Origin of the sequence: Streptacidiphilus anmyonensis (assembly GCF_000787855.1) — a bacterium.
GTDB lineage: Bacteria > Actinomycetota > Actinomycetes > Streptomycetales > Streptomycetaceae > Streptacidiphilus > Streptacidiphilus anmyonensis.
The window spans coordinates 14,622-29,646 of sequence record NZ_BBPQ01000088.1; the positions used below are offsets into that span (position 1 = coordinate 14,622).

Below are 15,025 nucleotides of genomic sequence, written 5' to 3' on the forward strand. Positions count from 1 at the left end.
GCTGTTCGGGATCGGGGCGATCATGGTCGTCCGCCGCATCGTCTGGCGCGGCCGCGCGTTCGGCGGCCCCGGCGGACCGCGCGGCCCGCGGCCCGGCGGCCCCTTCGGCGGCCCGCGCGGCGCGTACTGGGGCGGTCCCCAGCAGCAGCAGGGTCCGGCGCCGTCCCCGCTGGAGACGCTCAACCGCCGCTACGCGGACGGTGAGATCGACGAGTTCGAGTACCGCCAGCGCCTCGACGTGCTGAACGGCACCGACACCACGGCGTGAGGCTGCACGACCGAGGGGCGCGGGGAACTGCCCACGCGGCGGAGCCGCGCATCGGCAGAGCCCCGCGCCCCTGAAGGCGCTCCTGAAGTCGCGGCTGCGCTCAGTCCGCCAGGACCGGCTGGAGCGCCCCTGCGGGGACTTCCACCGCCACCAGCGGGACCGTCGCCAGCAGGGACGGGGACGGGACCGGGGACGTCGCGACGGTGAACCAGACGGTCTTGCCCGTCTCGCTGACCTGCGCGCCCCACTCCTTGCACAGGGCCGCGACGAGCGAGAGCCCCCGGCCGCCCGGGTCGAGGGGCTCCGGCGCGCGGGCCGAGGGGAGGTCGGGGGAGTCGTCGCAGACCTCGACCGTGAGGGTGTCCGTGGCGGCGCGCAGGCGCAGAGTGCAGGGCGCGGTCGCCCCGACGTGCTGATGCACGTTGGCCAGGAGTTCGGTGATGCCGAGCAGCGTCTGGTCCGTGACGGCGGCGAGATGCCAGTGCCGCAGATGCGCCTGGACGATTCTGCGCACCACCGCGAACCGACTCGGTTCGGCGGTGAGGCGCAGTTCGTAGCGCCGGTCCATGTCCTCCATCGCGCTTTCGACTCCTTCCGTCCTCCGCAAGCGGCGGGCGACTTCGAAGAGTGAGCAATGAGAAGCATTCCGTGGTACGACCAGCGTTTCCCGGTTCGCCCGGGACCGCAACTTCTGACATCCTGCCCCGAACGCTGGCTCAGGGTAAGCATTCGGACGCAGCGAGTCGCGGATCATGCGGCAGGGTTCGGGAACGTCCAAGAAACTCTTGTGATTTGTGCCACGTTACGATGCGGGTGAGCAGGTCGAACAACCGTCGAGCGGCAGTCGACCGGCCCGAGCCGCCACCCGTACGACGAAAGCAGCCCGCACGTGAGAACCCTGGACGTGGACCGCAGCGACGCCGACTACCGTGCCTGGCTGAAGGAGGCGGTCCGGAAGGTCAAGGCGGACGCCAACCGCTCCGCGGACACGCACCTGCTGCGCTTCCCCCTGCCGGAGGAGTGGGGGATCGACCTCTACCTCAAGGACGAGTCAACCCACCCGACAGGCTCGCTCAAGCACCGGCTCGCCCGCTCGCTGTTCCTGCACGCGCTGTGCAACGGCTGGATCCGGCCGGGACGGCCCGTCGTGGAGGCGTCCAGCGGGTCGACGGCCGTGTCGGAGGCGTACTTCTCGAAGCTGATCGGGGTGCCGTTCATCGCCGTGATGCCGCGCACCACCAGCGCGGAGAAGATCGCGCTGATCGAGGCGCAGGGCGGCAGTTGCCACCTCGTCGACGACACCCGGACCCTCTACGACGTCTCCGCCCGGCTCGCCGCCGAGTCCGGAGGCCACTACATGGACCAGTTCACCTACGCCGAACGGGCCACCGACTGGCGGGGCAACAACAACATCGCCGAGTCGATCTACCACCAGATGGCGCAGGAACGTTTCCCCGAGCCGACCTGGATCGTGGCGACCGCCGGCACCGGCGGCACCTCGGCCACGCTGGCCCGCTACGTGCACTACATCGGCGCGGACACCCGTGTCTGCGTCGCCGACCCGGAGAACTCCGCCTTCTTCGACGGCTGGGTGAACGCCGACCCCACCGCCACCTGCGACTGCGGCTCCCGGATCGAGGGCATCGGCCGCCCGCGCGTCGAGCCGAGCTTCGTGCCCGGCGCCATCGACCGCATGATGAAGGTCCCGGACGCGGCCACCGTGGCGGCCGTGCGCCTGCTCGCCCGCGTGATGGGCCGCAAGCCGGGCGGCTCCACCGGGACGGGCCTGTGGAGCGCGCTGCGCATCGTCGCCGAGATGCTCGCGGCCGGGCAGCGCGGCAGCGTCGTGACGTTGATCTGCGACCCGGGCGACCGCTACCTCGACAAGTACTACTCGGACGCCTGGCTTGCCGAGCAGGGCCTGGACATCGCCCCGTACCTGGCCGTTCTCGAGAAGGTCCTGGAAACCGGGGAGTGGACCGCCGAGTGACCTGCCAGGATCGGCACATGACCGGATCCACGGAAGCCGACCTGCCGGCCGTCGCCGTCTACCGCGCGCTCGCCCGTGACGCCTTCGTGACGCTCTACTGGCGCGCGCAGCGGTTCGACGAAGCGGCCGACCGGTTGCGCCGGGCGGGTTTCGCCGTCGTCGTCCTCGACGCCTCGGGCTGGGCGACGGCGGACGTCTTCCATGCCGACGTCGCCGCGGCGCTGGACTTCCCCGACTACTACGGCCGCAATCTCGACGCCTTCAACGACTGCCTGCGCGACGTGATGGGCGGCGAGTACGGCGTGCCGCAGGGCGCCGAGGGTCTGGTGCTGGCGTTCACGCACTACGACGCCTTCGCCCGCGCCTGCCCGAGGGAGGCGCACGTCGTCCTGGACATCCTGGCCGACCACGCGCGTCGGGCCGCCGTCTTCGGCGAGCGGCTGCTCTGCCTCGTGCAGAGCGACGATCCGCACCTGCGGCTGGAGCCGGTCGGCGCGCAGCCCGTGCCGTGGAACCCGCACGAGTGGCTCGACTCCTCGCGCCGTCCGGAGCCCGCCCCGTAGCGGCGCCGAGGTCCGACCTCGGCGCCCCTGCGGGTGCGCCGGTCAGCCCTGGAAGTCCGCCGTGCGCTCCCGGGACGCCTCGGACAGCGCCTTGGTGACGGCGGCGACGTCGCCGCGCAGGCCGTAGACGGGCGTGCCCGGCTGCTGGCGCCAGGAGTCGTCGAGGCCGCCGGCGTCGACCGTGTCGAAGCCCAGCTCGTCGATCAGCTCGCGCACCAGCTTCTTCGCGTCCGCGTCGTCGCCCGCGACGGGCAGCGCCTGGCGGCCGGGGGCGCCGGCCGGGAGCGGACGCTCCAGGATGTCGGCGGCGTAGGTGCCGTTGAAGGCCTTCACGACGGTGTGCCCGAGCTGCTGGGCCACCCACCGGCTCTCCGTCAGACCCTCGTCCTCGATGCCGGCGATCCGGCCGTCGCGCTGCTGCGGGTAGTAGTTGTTGGTGTCGATCAGCGTGAAACCGGGCGCCGCGTCAGCGAAGAGGTCGTTCGGCAGGCTCGGGATGTTCTTCAGCGGGATGGTCACGATGACCAGTTCGGCGCCGCGCGGGGCGTCCGCGACGGTGACGGGCGTCGCGCCGGTCTCCTTCGCGAGCTCGCCCAGGGTCTCCGGGCCCCGCGAGTTGGCCACCGAGACGTCGTGCCCCAGCGTGGTCAGCCGACGGGTCAGGTTGCCGCCGATGTTGCCCGCGCCGATGATGCCGATCTTCATGGAAGAGCCTTTCCGGGTCGTGTCACGCCTGCGTGCCTTCGTGCCAACCCGGTTCGTACGCCGCGCATTCCGCCCGGCGCGCCGATTCACCCGATCCGGCCGCTACCCGGCCTGCCGCGCGCGGGCGTCGAGGCGGCGCATCGCCTGGCGGATGGAGCGCATGACCATCGGACGGACCGCCTGGAGCGGGAGTTCGAGGGCCGCGTGGCCCTCGATGGCCATCGTGAAGCGGAGCGTCGTACCGTCGCCCTGGCCCGGGGTGAGCAGCCACTCCTCCATCCAGGCGTGCGCGCCCGGCAGGTTGGTCTCCTCGATCCGGTAGACGAAGCGCTCCGGCTCGTCCCACACCAGCACGCTCTCGACGAAGCGCACCCCGCCGCGCAGCGAGACCGAGCGGCCCGCGCCGGCGCTGTAGGGGCCGGGGCCGGTGTAGGAGGCGCGGGTGATCTCGCGCCACCACTGCGGCCAGGTCGAGGCGTCGTCCGTCAGCTCGTGGAACAACGCCTCACGGGAGGCGTCGAGTCGCTGGGTGACGACGATTCGCAGCGGCGCCGACTGGAGGAACTCAGTGGTCACCGGAGACAGACGCACGCCCACCGGGGGCACCCCTTTCCATGGATCAGATGGGGCGCAGCCTAGTTGACGCCCTGTCAAGCGTGGAAGATGACATCGGACACGGATGCCGTCAGCCTGCGATGACGACCTCGCGGACCTGCTCGGCGACGGCGCTCCGGATCTCCGCCGGGAGGCCGGAGTCCGTGACCAGGGTGTCGATCTCGGCCAGCGAGGCGAACGTCGAGAGCCCGACCGTGCCCCACTTGGTGTGGTCCGCCACCGCGATCACCCGGCGCGCCGCCGCGACGAAGCTGCGGTTGGTCTCGGCCTCGGCCAGGTTGGGGGTGGACAGGCCCGCCTCCAGGGAGATGCCGTGGCAGCCCAGGAAGAGCAGGTCGAAGTGGAGCGAGCGGATGGCCCGGTCCGCGATCGGACCGACCAGCGCGTCGGAGGGCGTGCGGACGCCGCCCGTCAGCACGACCGTGGACGGCGGGGACGCGGCGGCGCCCTGGCGGGCCGCGTGCTCGAAGACGTCCGCGACGCGGACCGAGTTGGTCACCACCGTCAGGCCCTCGATGCGGACCAGGTGGTGGGCGAGCGCGTAGGTCGTGGTGCCGCCGGAGAGGGCGACCGCGCTGCCCGGGGCGACCAGGCGGGCGGCCGCCTCGGCGATCTCCTCCTTGGCGCTGAGCTCCAGCGCCGACTTGGCCTCGAAGCCGGGCTCGTGCGTGCTGGCCTCCAGCACCGGGACCGCACCGCCGTGGACCTTCTCCAGCATGCCCTGGCGGGCCAGCGCGTCCAGATCCCGTCGGATCGTCATGTCGGACACGTTCAGCTTGCGCGTCAGCTCGTTGACGCGGACGCCGCCCCGGCGGCGCACCTCGTCCAGGATCAGGGCGCGCCGCTGCTCCGCCAGCAGACCGCTGTTCTCGGCCACCCGGCTCCCGTCCTCTCCGCTCGCGCTGTGTTTCGCGTCATCCTGCCACGCCCGCGCATCCCGTGGCGCGAAAGTGATGTACGGAACGGCGGAAAGCGGCAGCATAGCGAAAGGGACGTCCGCGGGGTGGCGGTCGGCGGGAGAGCGGTCGGGGATGGACGGGACGACGGGGATGGGCAGCGCTGTGACGCAGGGGACCGGTACGGACGCGACATCGCTGCCGGAGCAGCGCACCGGCGAGGGGGAGGCCGCACCCGCGTCCGTGCCGCTTCGGCTGGAACTGCTCGTCCACGGCGTCGGCGGCACCACGCCCGAGGTGATGCTGGAGAGCCCGCACCTCAAGCAGATGACCGGCGACTCGATGTCCGGAACCTACCGTCGCTGGCCCGACCAGGACGCCGAGCAGAACTCGGCCGCGTACGAGGGCGACGCGGTGCTGGAGGCGTACTCGTGGGCCAAGCTGACCTCCGGCGCGGCCAGCCGCGCCCTGTGGCTCCTGCTGCTCCCCTTCATGTTCGCCAACCTGGTCCACTGGATGCGTCCTCCGGGACCGCCGGGCGCGGACGGCGGGGCCGCTGACGCCCGGCTGCGCGGCGCGTACTCGGCGCTCGCCCGGCTGCTCGCCGTCTCCCTCACGGTGCTGCTCACCGCCGCCGCGTGCGAGATCGCGATGGACCTCGCGGCCTGGCAGTGCGCCGCGGACGGCGCGTGCGCGGCCCGCCACTCCTGGGTGGTCTTCGCGCTCGGCGGCCACGGCGGCTGGTGGGGACAGCTCGGTCGCCGCCTCGTCGTCGCCGCGCTGGTGCCCCTCGTGATGCTGGCCGGGCTCGGGCAACTCGCCCGGATGACGTGGAGCAGCTACGAGCGCGTCCGCCCGATGAAGGCGCCGCGCACCGGCGACGCGCCGATCGAGATGGAGACCGACGGCTTCTGGTACGGCGTCGCCACCGTCGGCCGACTGCGTGCGCTGCACCTCGCGGCCGGGCTGCTCACCGTCGCCTGGACGGTGGTGGTGCCCGTCATCGCCCACGACCGGCAGGCCGCGCCGGGTCGCGCCTGGATCGGGATCGTGCTGCTGGCGCTGCTCGTCGCCGTGGGCGCGCTGCTGCTCGCGAGTCTCAGCACGGGCGCGGACCTCCTGACGCCGCGCATGCTGGCGGCCGCAGTGGCGGGGCTGGCGGTGCTGGTCTTCGTCTACGCCGCCTGGAGCCGGCCCGCGTGGGTCGCCGACGGCCGGCTGCCCGGCGCGGAGCGGGGGTTCGCGGCGCTGCTGGCGGGCCAACTGCTGCTGGTCGCTGCACTCACCGGCATCGCCCTGACCCTGACCCGTGGTCGCAGCACCACCAAGCCGAGCGCGCCCCTCGAACCGACCGCGCCTGCGGCGCCCGCCGCGCCGGCGAGCTCCGCCGCGACGGCGGAGTCGGGGGATTCGGCCGACTCGGTGGCGTCGACGGAGCAGGCCGAGCCCATCGACCCGGCCGTGCCCACCGACCCGAGCGCGGCGGTCGGGCTCTCCGGGTCCACGGACTCGACGGCACCGGAGAAGCCGGGCGGCGCTGAGCGCGGTGCGTCGGCAGACTCGCCCGTGACGGCGAGCCCGGCCGCGCCCGCGAGCTTCGCCGCGACGGCGGACTCCGGGGAGCCGCTCGCGCCCATCGACCCCGCCGCGCCCGTCGATCCGACGCTGATCGTGCCCAGCCCCGGGCTCGGTGCGCCGGAACCGGCGGACTCGGGCTTCGGCGGGCCGGGCGGCGGAGCGCTGCGCGGCCTCGCGGGGCCCGCGACGGCCCTGCTGGCACTCGGCCTCGGCGCGCTGTTCACCTCGGGTTCCGCGCTCCTCATCGCGCAGCGCCTCGCCGGTCCCGGCGACCCGGTTCAGGCCGTTCCGCTGCTCGTGTGGCACGCGAGCGGGACCACGCTGCTGGCGCCGGTGCTGCTGGCGGTCGTCGTCCGGCTCGTCGTGCCGCTGCTGCGCGCCAGGAAGACGCTGCGGCCCGCCGTCCTCGCGGCCTACGACGAGCCGCCGACGACGGACTCGCCGCGCACCGGACAGATCACCACCGCGCTGGCGGGAGCACGGCTCACCGAGGCCGGCACCGGCGTCATCGGCACGCTGGCCCTCGCCGCGGCGCTCCAACTGCTGGTCGCGCTGGTCGGCGCGCTGGTCAGTGGGGAGTCGCTGACGGCGGCGAGCGCGGATCTGGGCATGGTCGGCTCCCGCCTCGGCGAGATGCTGCAGAGCCTCGGCGGCTGGCTCACCACGGCCTTCCTCGTGGGCCTGGTCGCGCTGGGACGCAGCGCGTACACCTCGCCGGCCCGGCGGCGCACCGTCGGCGTGCTGTGGGACATCGGCACCTTCTGGCCGCGCGCCGCCCACCCGCTCGCCCCGCCGTGCTACGCCGAGCGCGCCGTCCCCGACATCGAGGCGCGCGTGCGCACCTGGCTCGCCGCGGACCCCGCCCGCCGACTGGTCCTCTCCGCGCACTCCCAGGGCACGATCCTCGCCGCGGCGGCCCTGTGGCAGCTCGACCCCGCGACGCGGGGCCGGGTGGCCCTGCTGACCTACGGCTCGCCGCTGCGCCGCCTGTACGGGCGGTTCTTCCCCGCGTACATGGGCCCCGACCAGCTGATGCGGCTCCAGCGGGACATGCCGCGGTGGGACAACCTCTTCCGCCTCACCGACCCGATCGGCGGCCCGGTCCGCATCCCCGCGTGCGCGGGCAGTCCGGCCCCCGACCAGCCGGCGTTCCCGGACCCGCTGTCGTTCGGGCGCAGCGAGGAGTACCCCATCCTGGTGCCGGTGAACGGGCACTTCGACTACCGGCTCGACCCGCGCTTCCTCGTCGCTCGCGACGCTCTGCTGCGCGCGATCGAGGACGCCCCGGCGGCCGTCGGCTGACGGCCGGGTACCGACCGGCTACGGCAGGTCCTCGGGGAGCAGCAGTTGCAGCTGCTCCGTCGTCGCGTCCGGCAGCTGGGCGACGCGGACCGCGTGGTGCTCGACCATCGTCTCGAAGACCTGGCGGGCCGTCCGCCCGTTGCCGAACGCGGGGCCCTTGGGCAGGGCCCCGAAGTGGGCCAGCAGGGCGTCGGCGGTGGCCTCGGCCAGCTCGTACTCGTGCTCCTCGGCCTGGGTCTGCGCGATCCGCAGCAGCTCCTCGGCCGTGTAGTCGGGGAAGCTGATGGTGCGCGAGAAGCGGGACGCCACGCCCGGGTTGGCGGCGAGGAAGCGCTCCATCTCGGAGGTGTAGCCGGCGACGATGACCACGACCTCGTCGCGGTGGTCCTCCATCAGCTTCACGAGCGTGTCGATCGCCTCGCGGCCGAAGTCGCGGCCGGGATCCTCGGGGGCCAGCGCGTACGCCTCGTCGATGAACAGGACGCCGCCGCGCGCGCGGTCGAACGCCTCCGCCGTGCGCAGCGCGGTGGAGCCGATGTGCTCGCCGACGAGGTCCATCCGGGAGACCTCGACGAGGTGGCCGCGCTGGAGCACGCCCAGCGAGGCGAGGATCTCGCCGTAGAGGCGGGCCACCGTCGTCTTGCCGGTGCCGGGGGAGCCGGTGAAGACCAGGTGGCGCCTGAGCGAGGGCGCCTTGAGGCCCGCCTGGCGACGCCGCCGGCCGACCGAGATCAGGTCGATCAGCGTGCGGACCTCCTGCTTGACGGTCCCGAGGCCCACCAGCGCGTCGAGGTCCGCCAGCGCCTCCTCCGCCGGACGGCAGTCCGGGATCGGGGCGATCTGCGGCAGCCCGGACGCCAGCGGCTGCGCCGGGACGAGCGCCCGGGCGCGCACCAGCGCGGCGCCGGGCAGGGTCGTGGCCAGCGGCGGCTCGTCGGCGCGGGGCACGCCGAGGGGGACGGCCCGGCCGGTGACCGGTGCGAGGGTGGGCTTCGCGTCGTCCGAGGTGCAGGCCTCCGCCACGGGGCCGGGCTCGGAGAACTCGAAACCGCCGCGCGCGTTCTGCTCGGCCCGGCAGCGGGTCAGCACCGTCGGGCAGCCGTCGATGACGTGGAAGCCGTAGCCCTTGCCGTGCGTGGCCCGGCACTCCTCGAACGTGCCGCGCCCGCCCGCGGAGACGTAGACGCCCGCCTCGCCGCTGCCGCGCAGCATGCAGCCGCGCAGCACCGGGTCCGCGCCGCGGGTGACGATGACGCCGGTCGCGGTGTCGGCGATCTCGCAGTCCGTCAGCAGACCACCGCTGCCGTGGTCGCGGAACCAGACGCCGGTGGTCGCGTCCTGGGCGGTCACGCGGTCCAGGCGCACCGTCGCGCCGGAGCTGACCGACACGGCCGTGCCGCGCACCTGGCTGAGTGTGCAGCCTGACGCTTCCGCCGCGGAGCCGCGGTCCAGCACGAAGAGCCCGTCCGGCACGTCCTGGATCCGGCAGTCCGTCAGCTTCGCGCTCGCGCCGGAGATGACCCAGACGGCGGGGTAGTCGCCGGTGCTGTCGAGCAGCTCGCAGCCGTCGGCCTCGACGGCGGTGTCGGTGTCCCAGACGGACAGGCCGTTGCGCCCGAAGGAGCGCAGCCTGCTGTCGGTGAGCGTGAGCCGGGCCCGGCCGCGCAGGTCGGCGGCGTTCTCCGGGATGTCGTGCAGCCGGCAGCGGTCCAGCCGCAGCGTGGCCGCGCCGTCCAGGGTCAGGCCGTTGTCCGAGACCCGGGAGACGGTGCAGTCGACGAGCACGCCCTCGGCCCGGTCGTCGGCCTGGACGCCGTTGCCGTCGACCTCGGTGAACTCGCAGCCCTCCGCCTCGATCCGGCTGCCCTCGCCGGTCAGCACCAGCCCGGCCCCGGAGGTGCGGCGCACCTTGCCGCGCAGCAGGCGGAGCGCGCCGCCCGCGCGGACCACCACGCCGGACTGGCCGGTCCCGTCGATCTCGCAGTCCTCGACCAGCGCCTGCGCCGCCTCCGAGACGCGCACGCCGAGGCCGCCCAGGTTCTCCACCTTGGTGGTGCGGACGACCGGCCGGGCCTCGCCGCGGATCTCGATGCCGACCGAGGAGCGGGTCGAGATCCGGCACTCCGTCAGCTCGGGCGCCCCGGCCGCGATGACGACGGCGGGCGCGGAGCCGTCCTGGCCCTCCAGGACCAGCCCGTGCACGGCCGCCGAGGCCAGCACGATCAGCGCGCTGCCGGCCGACGGCTCGATCCGCACCGTGCCCGGTCCTTCGGCGCTGCGCAGCGTCAGAGCCTTGTCCAGCACGATGTTCTCGCGGTAGACGCCCGCCCCGAGGGCGACCGTGTCACCCGGTTCGGCGGCCGCCAGCGCCTCGGCGACGGTGGCGTACTCGCCGGAGCGGCGACGCCAGCGCGAGGCGCCGTCCAGGGTCACCCGCACCACGCCTGCTCCCATGACGATCCGGTGCCCCCAGCTCTCTCGTCCTGCCGCTGCGTCAGCCCACGGTACTGCGTCCGGCACGCTCGCCCGACCCTCTTCCTCCGACATCGATGACAACGAGCGTGACGACGATCGGTCGCCGCCCGCAAGGATGACCTGCTGTGATCGGAACTGATCAGTCGGGGTGCGACCGGTCAGTCGGCCTGGGGCAGCGGCCCGGACTCCAGTACGGTCAGCTCGTCGCCGACGCCCAGGGTGCCGTAGGGGGCCTGCGGGACCAGGTGCATGCCGAAGGCGGCGCTCTTGGCGAAGCGGCGGCGCTTGCGCAGCGTGCGCAGCGGCTGCGGGCCCGTGAAGACCCCGGCCTCCTGGTCGACGGTGGTGATCACACAGCGGCCGCACTGCTGCACGACCTCGAACTCCACCGCGCCGATCCGGATCCGGAGCCAGCCGGTCTCCGCCCACGGCACAGGCTCGTCGAGCACGAGGTTCGGCCGGAACCGTTCCATCGGGAGCGGGCCGGCGCCGGCGGCGTCCTCGGGGTGGTCCTGTGCGATCAGCGCGTTGAGGGCGTCGAGGGAGGCGGTCGTGGTGAGCAGGAAGGGGTAGGCGTCGGCCAGGCTGGTGGTCGCGGGGCAGGGCCGCCGGTGCGGGTCGTCGAGGTGGACCAGCCGGACCTCGCGGTCGAGCAGCTTGCCGAACCAGTCGGCGACGTCCGGGTCCGCGACGACCGGTGCGGTGAAGCCGTCGCCGAAGATCGAGACGGGCGCGAGCGCGGCCGGGTCCGGCGTCTCGACGCGCAGCGGCGCGTCGGCGTCCGGATGGGCGAGCAGCAGCGCGCCGTCGGCGTCGATCCGGGCCTGGAAGCGCGCCAGGCGGGGGTCCTCACGCTGCGTCAGCGCCTCGCCGTCCGGCTGGACGAGCATCCACCGGCGGTCACCCGCGAGCCCCCACGGCTCGACGGAGGCGGTCTCCAGCGCCTGGGCGTGGAAGGACTTGACCGGGTGTATCCGCAGTGCAGTGAGCCGAGTTGCCATGTCTCCATGGTGCCAGTGTTCGAACGTCGCGCGGACGTCGACCGGACGCGAGCCCTGTCGGACGCGTCCGCGGGCGCCGTTCCCGAGGGCACGTGCCCACGGGCACGTTCTCAGGCGCACGTGCTCGGGGGCACGTCAGGGGCGCGGGAATTCCCGCGCCCCTGAGCGACTGCGACCTCCCGTGACGCCTCAGTAGCCGCGCTGCTGGGGGTAGTGCTGGGGGTAGCCGTACCCGCCCTGGGTCTGCGGCGGAGCCGGCCGCAGCGGGGCCACGGGGGCGACCGGCGCGGTGTACTGGGACGGCGCGCCACCGTAGTTGGGCTGCTGGGGGACGTACGGCTGGGGCGCGGGGTACTGCGCCGGAACCGGTGTGGGCGGGGTGTAGCTGGGACTGCTCGGTCCGGGGCCCAGGGCCAGGCGCGACGTCGGCATGGCCGGCAGGTTGCTGCCCGACCCGAAGGACGAGCCGTAGCCGCCGCCGTAGGAGGAACCGTACGAGGATCCGTACGCGGACGAGCCGAAGCTGTCGTAGCTCGCCGGGGGGAGCGCGGCGGGCACGTTGATCGGCGCGATCTGGGGAACCCCCCGCTCAGCCACGAGGCTGTCGTAGATGGGGGTGTCCGAGGCAAAGGACGGAGCGTAGTAACCGACTCCGTCGTAGGAGCGGGAGGTCATGACGCATACGGTAAGCCCACAACATGCCTGCTGAGGAGAGTGTCACCACAGGTAGTTGCGGGGATTGCCGAGCTTTTGACTCGCGCGGCTGCCCGAAGTGGTGAAAAACGGTCAGATCGGCAGCAGAGTGTGCGGTGAAACGGTCGCTTTGTTGATGCAATGTTTACCGGACGGACGCACTCCGCCCTCCTCGGGGCAGTGACCCGAGGAGGGCGGAAGGGGGTTTTCGGTCGCGTGCGCGAGGGGTGCGCCCCGCGCGGCGCAGGGGCCGGGTCAGTCGCCCGTCTTGGGCGGCTGGTTGTCCCTGCGGCGCAGGTAGCGCTCGAACTCGCGGGCGATCGCCTCACCCGACGCCTCGGGGAGGTCGACGGTGTCCTTGGCCTCCTCCAGCTGCTGGACGTACTCGGCCACCTCGCTGTCCTCGGCCGCCAGCTGGTCCACCCCGAGCTGCCAGGCGCGCGCGTCGTCCGGCAGCTCGCCAAGCGGGATGCGGACGTCCAGCAGGTCCTCCAGCTTGTTCAGCAGCGCGAGCGTCGCCTTCGGGTTCGGCGGCTGCGCCACGTAGTGCGGGACCGCGGCCCAGAACGTCGCCACCGGCAGGCCCGCCTGCGCGCAGGCCTCCTGCAGCACCCCGACGATGCCCGTCGGGCCCTCGTAGCGGCTCTCCTCCAGATCCAGGGAGCGCGCCACGTCCGGGTCGGAGGTGACGCCGCTGACCGGAACCGGACGCGTGTGCGGGGTGTCCCCCAGCAGCGCGCCCAGGATCACCACCATCTCGATGCCCAGCTCGTGGGCGACTGCGAGCAGCTCCTGACAGAAGCTGCGCCAGCGCATGCTCGGCTCGATGCCCCGGACCAGCACCAGGTCCCGGGTCTTGGGTTCGGTCACCCGGACCACCGAGAGCCGGGTCGTCGGCCAGGTGATCCGCCGGATCCCGCCGTCCAGCCACACCGTCGGGCGGTTCACCTGGAAGTCGTAGTAGTCCTCCGCATCCAGCTCGGCGAAGACCTTGCCGCCCCAGGTGTCGTCCAGATGCGCGACCGCGGTGGATGCGGCGTCCCCCGCGTCGTTCCAGCCCTCGAACGCGGCCACCATGACCGGGTCGATGAGCTCGGGCACGTCCTCAAGCTCGACCACCCCGGTGCCTCCCTCCACACTTGCCAGGCTGTGCCGGGATCCGGCTCGACCGAGCCGTCCCACGGACTGTAAGTGCCCAGCGTACGGGCAACCATGCCTGCGGTGCGGCGGCTTAACCGGTGGTTCGCCGAGGGCCGACAGACCGCAACCCGGGTGGGCCGGACGGGTCCGCTGGCCGGGACCGGCGTCCCACCTGGCGGAATCCGGAGGAGCCGAATGTGGCGGCTGCAATACGCTGGGCCTCGTGCGCCCGCGACCGAGTGGGCGCAAAGCCGACAGCCGTCGCACACAGGGAGCCCCTCATGGCCGTTTTCGTTCCCCCTGCCGCCCAGGAGCGCGCCGACGCGCTGCGCGAGGCGCTCGCCAGCCGAGTCGTGGTCGCGGACGGGGCCATGGGAACCATGCTCCAGGCCAGGAACCCGACGCTGGACGACTTCCAGGGGCTCGAGGGCTGCAACGAGGTCCTGAACGTCACCCGCCCCGACATCGTCCGCTCCGTCCACGAGGCGTACTTCGCCGTGGGCGTCGACTGCGTCGAGACCAACACCTTCGGCTGCAACCTCTCCGCCTTCGCCGAGTACGACATCGCCGACCGCATCCACGAGCTGGCCGAGGCCGGGGCCCGACTGGCGCGTGAGGTCGCGGACGGGTTCGCCGCCGAGGACGGCCGCCAGCGCTGGGTGCTCGGCTCGATCGGCCCCGGCACCAAGCTTCCGACCCTCGGCCACATCACGTTCGAGGCGGTGCGCGAGGGCTTCCGCCAGAACGCGGCCGGCCTGATCGCGGGCGGCGCCGACGCCCTGCTGATCGAGACCGCGCAGGACCTGCTCCAGGTCAAGGCGGCGGTCCTGGGCGTCAAGCAGGCGCTGACCGAGTCGGGCCTGAGCCTGCCCGTCTTCGCGCAGGTGACCATGGAGACGACCGGCACGATGCTGCTGGGCTCCGAGATCGGCGCGGCGCTGACCGCGCTGGAGCCGCTCGGCATCGACTTCATCGGTATGAACTGCGCCACCGGTCCGGCCGAGATGAGCGAGCACCTGCGCTACCTGGCCCGGCACGCCAAGGTGGGCCTGTCCTGCATGCCGAACGCGGGCCTGCCGATCCTGGGCAAGGACGGCGCGGTCTTCCCGCTGAGCCCCGAGGAGCTCGCGGACGCCCACGAGACCTTCGTGCGCGAGTACGGGCTCTCCCTGGTCGGCGGCTGCTGCGGCACCACGCCGGAGCACCTGCGGCAGGTCGTCGAGCGCGTCCAGGGCCTCCCGGTCACGCGCCGCACCCCCGAGCCGGAGCCCGGCGCGTCCTCTCTCTACCAGTCGGTGCCGTTCCGCCAGGACACGTCCTACCTGGCGATCGGTGAGCGGACGAACGCGAACGGGTCGAAGAAGTTCCGCGAGTCGATGATCGCGGGCGACTGGCAGGCGTGCGTGGACATCGCGCGCGAGCAGATCCGCGAGGGTGCCCACTTCCTGGACCTGTGCGTGGACTACGTCGGCCGTGACGGCGTGGCGGACATGCGCGAGCTGGCCGGACGCCTGGCCACCGCCTCCACCCTGCCGATCGTGCTGGACTCGACCGAACCGCCGGTGATCGAGGCCGGTCTGGAGCTGCTGGGCGGTCGGGCGGTGCTGAACTCGGTCAACTTCGAGGACGGCGACGAGCCTGGCAGCCGCTTCGACCGCATCGCCTCGCTCGCCCGGCAGCACGGCGCCGGCCTGATCGCGCTGACCATCGACGAGCAGGGCCAGGCCCGCACGGCGGAGACCAAGGTCGCCGTCGCCGAGCGCCTGATCGCGCAGCTGACCCGCGACTACGACATCCCT

At 73.2% G+C, this 15,025-nt stretch carries 13 protein-coding genes; 5 read left to right on the top strand and 8 right to left on the bottom strand.

Going from position 1 to position 15,025, the window contains the following annotated elements:
- Positions 1 to 268: SHOCT domain-containing protein (locus tag TR50_RS38310; protein WP_160311260.1), on the top strand; the 268-nt coding region annotated here is incomplete at its 5' end.
- A 100-nt stretch (positions 269 to 368) separates the two neighbouring features.
- On the opposite strand, the gene TR50_RS38315 is transcribed toward TR50_RS38310, so the two are convergent.
- On the bottom strand, positions 369 to 845 hold the full coding sequence (locus TR50_RS38315) for an ATP-binding protein (protein ID WP_052441804.1): 477 nt from the start codon (positions 843 to 845) through the stop codon (positions 369 to 371).
- Between the two features lie 312 nt (positions 846 to 1,157).
- Here TR50_RS38315 and TR50_RS38320 point away from each other — a divergent pair, with 312 nt between their 5' ends.
- Together TR50_RS38320 and TR50_RS38325 are read left to right on the top strand one after the other, a co-directional pair.
- Entirely contained in the window at positions 1,158 to 2,258 is a 1,101-nt protein-coding gene (locus TR50_RS38320; RefSeq protein ID WP_042433650.1) for a PLP-dependent cysteine synthase family protein, read from the top strand.
- A 17-nt stretch (positions 2,259 to 2,275) separates the two neighbouring features.
- A complete protein-coding gene (locus TR50_RS38325) occupies positions 2,276 to 2,821 on the top strand; it encodes a barstar family protein (protein ID WP_084701709.1) in 546 nt (181 codons plus the stop codon).
- A 42-nt stretch (positions 2,822 to 2,863) separates the two neighbouring features.
- Here the strand turns inward: TR50_RS38325 and TR50_RS38330 are convergent, their stop codons facing one another.
- The 3 genes from TR50_RS38330 to TR50_RS38340 form a co-directional block, all read right to left on the bottom strand.
- Positions 2,864 to 3,616, bottom strand: a complete 753-nt coding sequence (locus TR50_RS38330) for an NADPH-dependent F420 reductase (RefSeq protein ID WP_084701711.1) — start codon at positions 3,614 to 3,616, stop codon at positions 2,864 to 2,866.
- Positions 3,617 to 3,628: 12 nt separating this feature from the next.
- Positions 3,629 to 4,102 (bottom strand): SRPBCC family protein, encoded by a 474-nt coding sequence (locus TR50_RS38335; RefSeq protein WP_160311261.1) that lies wholly within the window; start codon positions 4,100 to 4,102, stop codon positions 3,629 to 3,631.
- 109 nt (positions 4,103 to 4,211) lie between these two features.
- Positions 4,212 to 5,018, bottom strand: a complete 807-nt coding sequence (locus tag TR50_RS38340; protein WP_042433659.1) for a DeoR/GlpR family DNA-binding transcription regulator — start codon at positions 5,016 to 5,018, stop codon at positions 4,212 to 4,214.
- Between the two features lie 172 nt (positions 5,019 to 5,190).
- Between TR50_RS38340 and TR50_RS43335 the strand changes: the two genes are divergently transcribed.
- A complete protein-coding gene (locus TR50_RS43335; protein WP_052441805.1) occupies positions 5,191 to 7,917 on the top strand; it encodes a hypothetical protein in 2,727 nt (908 codons plus the stop codon).
- Positions 7,918 to 7,935: 18 nt separating this feature from the next.
- Here TR50_RS43335 and TR50_RS38355 read toward each other — a convergent pair whose 3' ends face one another.
- The 4 genes from TR50_RS38355 to TR50_RS38370 all read right to left on the bottom strand — a co-directional run bounded on the left by TR50_RS38355 (position 7,936) and on the right by TR50_RS38370 (position 13,205).
- Positions 7,936 to 10,371: a right-handed parallel beta-helix repeat-containing protein gene (locus TR50_RS38355; protein WP_042433662.1), complete on the bottom strand. Its 2,436-nt coding sequence runs from the start codon at positions 10,369 to 10,371 to the stop codon at positions 7,936 to 7,938.
- A 179-nt stretch (positions 10,372 to 10,550) separates the two neighbouring features.
- The gene (locus tag TR50_RS38360; RefSeq protein ID WP_042433671.1) at positions 10,551 to 11,393 is read right to left on the bottom strand and encodes an MOSC domain-containing protein; all 843 of its coding nucleotides are present in this window, start codon (positions 11,391 to 11,393) and stop codon (positions 10,551 to 10,553) included.
- A gap of 189 nt (positions 11,394 to 11,582) precedes the next feature.
- Positions 11,583 to 12,068 (bottom strand): DUF6643 family protein, encoded by a 486-nt coding sequence (locus TR50_RS49490; RefSeq protein ID WP_042433674.1) that lies wholly within the window; start codon positions 12,066 to 12,068, stop codon positions 11,583 to 11,585.
- Between the two features lie 273 nt (positions 12,069 to 12,341).
- A complete protein-coding gene (locus TR50_RS38370) occupies positions 12,342 to 13,205 on the bottom strand; it encodes a PAC2 family protein (protein ID WP_042433677.1) in 864 nt (287 codons plus the stop codon).
- 302 nt (positions 13,206 to 13,507) lie between these two features.
- Between TR50_RS38370 and TR50_RS38375 the strand changes: the two genes are divergently transcribed.
- On the top strand, positions 13,508 to 15,025 hold a 1,518-nt coding region (locus TR50_RS38375), incomplete at its 3' end, for a homocysteine S-methyltransferase family protein (RefSeq protein ID WP_042433681.1).

Coding starts and splice junctions, on each gene's coding strand:
- TR50_RS49490 (WP_042433674.1), bottom strand. CDS start 12,068: ATGACCTCCCGCTCCTACGACGGAGTCGGTTACTACGCTCCGTCCTTT.
- TR50_RS38360 (WP_042433671.1), bottom strand. CDS start 11,393: ATGGCAACTCGGCTCACTGCACTGCGGATACACCCGGTCAAGTCCTTC.
- TR50_RS43335 (WP_052441805.1), top strand. CDS start 5,191: ATGGGCAGCGCTGTGACGCAGGGGACCGGTACGGACGCGACATCGCTG.
- TR50_RS38315 (WP_052441804.1), bottom strand. CDS start 845: ATGGAGGACATGGACCGGCGCTACGAACTGCGCCTCACCGCCGAACCG.
- TR50_RS38325 (WP_084701709.1), top strand. CDS start 2,276: ATGACCGGATCCACGGAAGCCGACCTGCCGGCCGTCGCCGTCTACCGC.
- TR50_RS38355 (WP_042433662.1), bottom strand. CDS start 10,371: ATGGGAGCAGGCGTGGTGCGGGTGACCCTGGACGGCGCCTCGCGCTGG.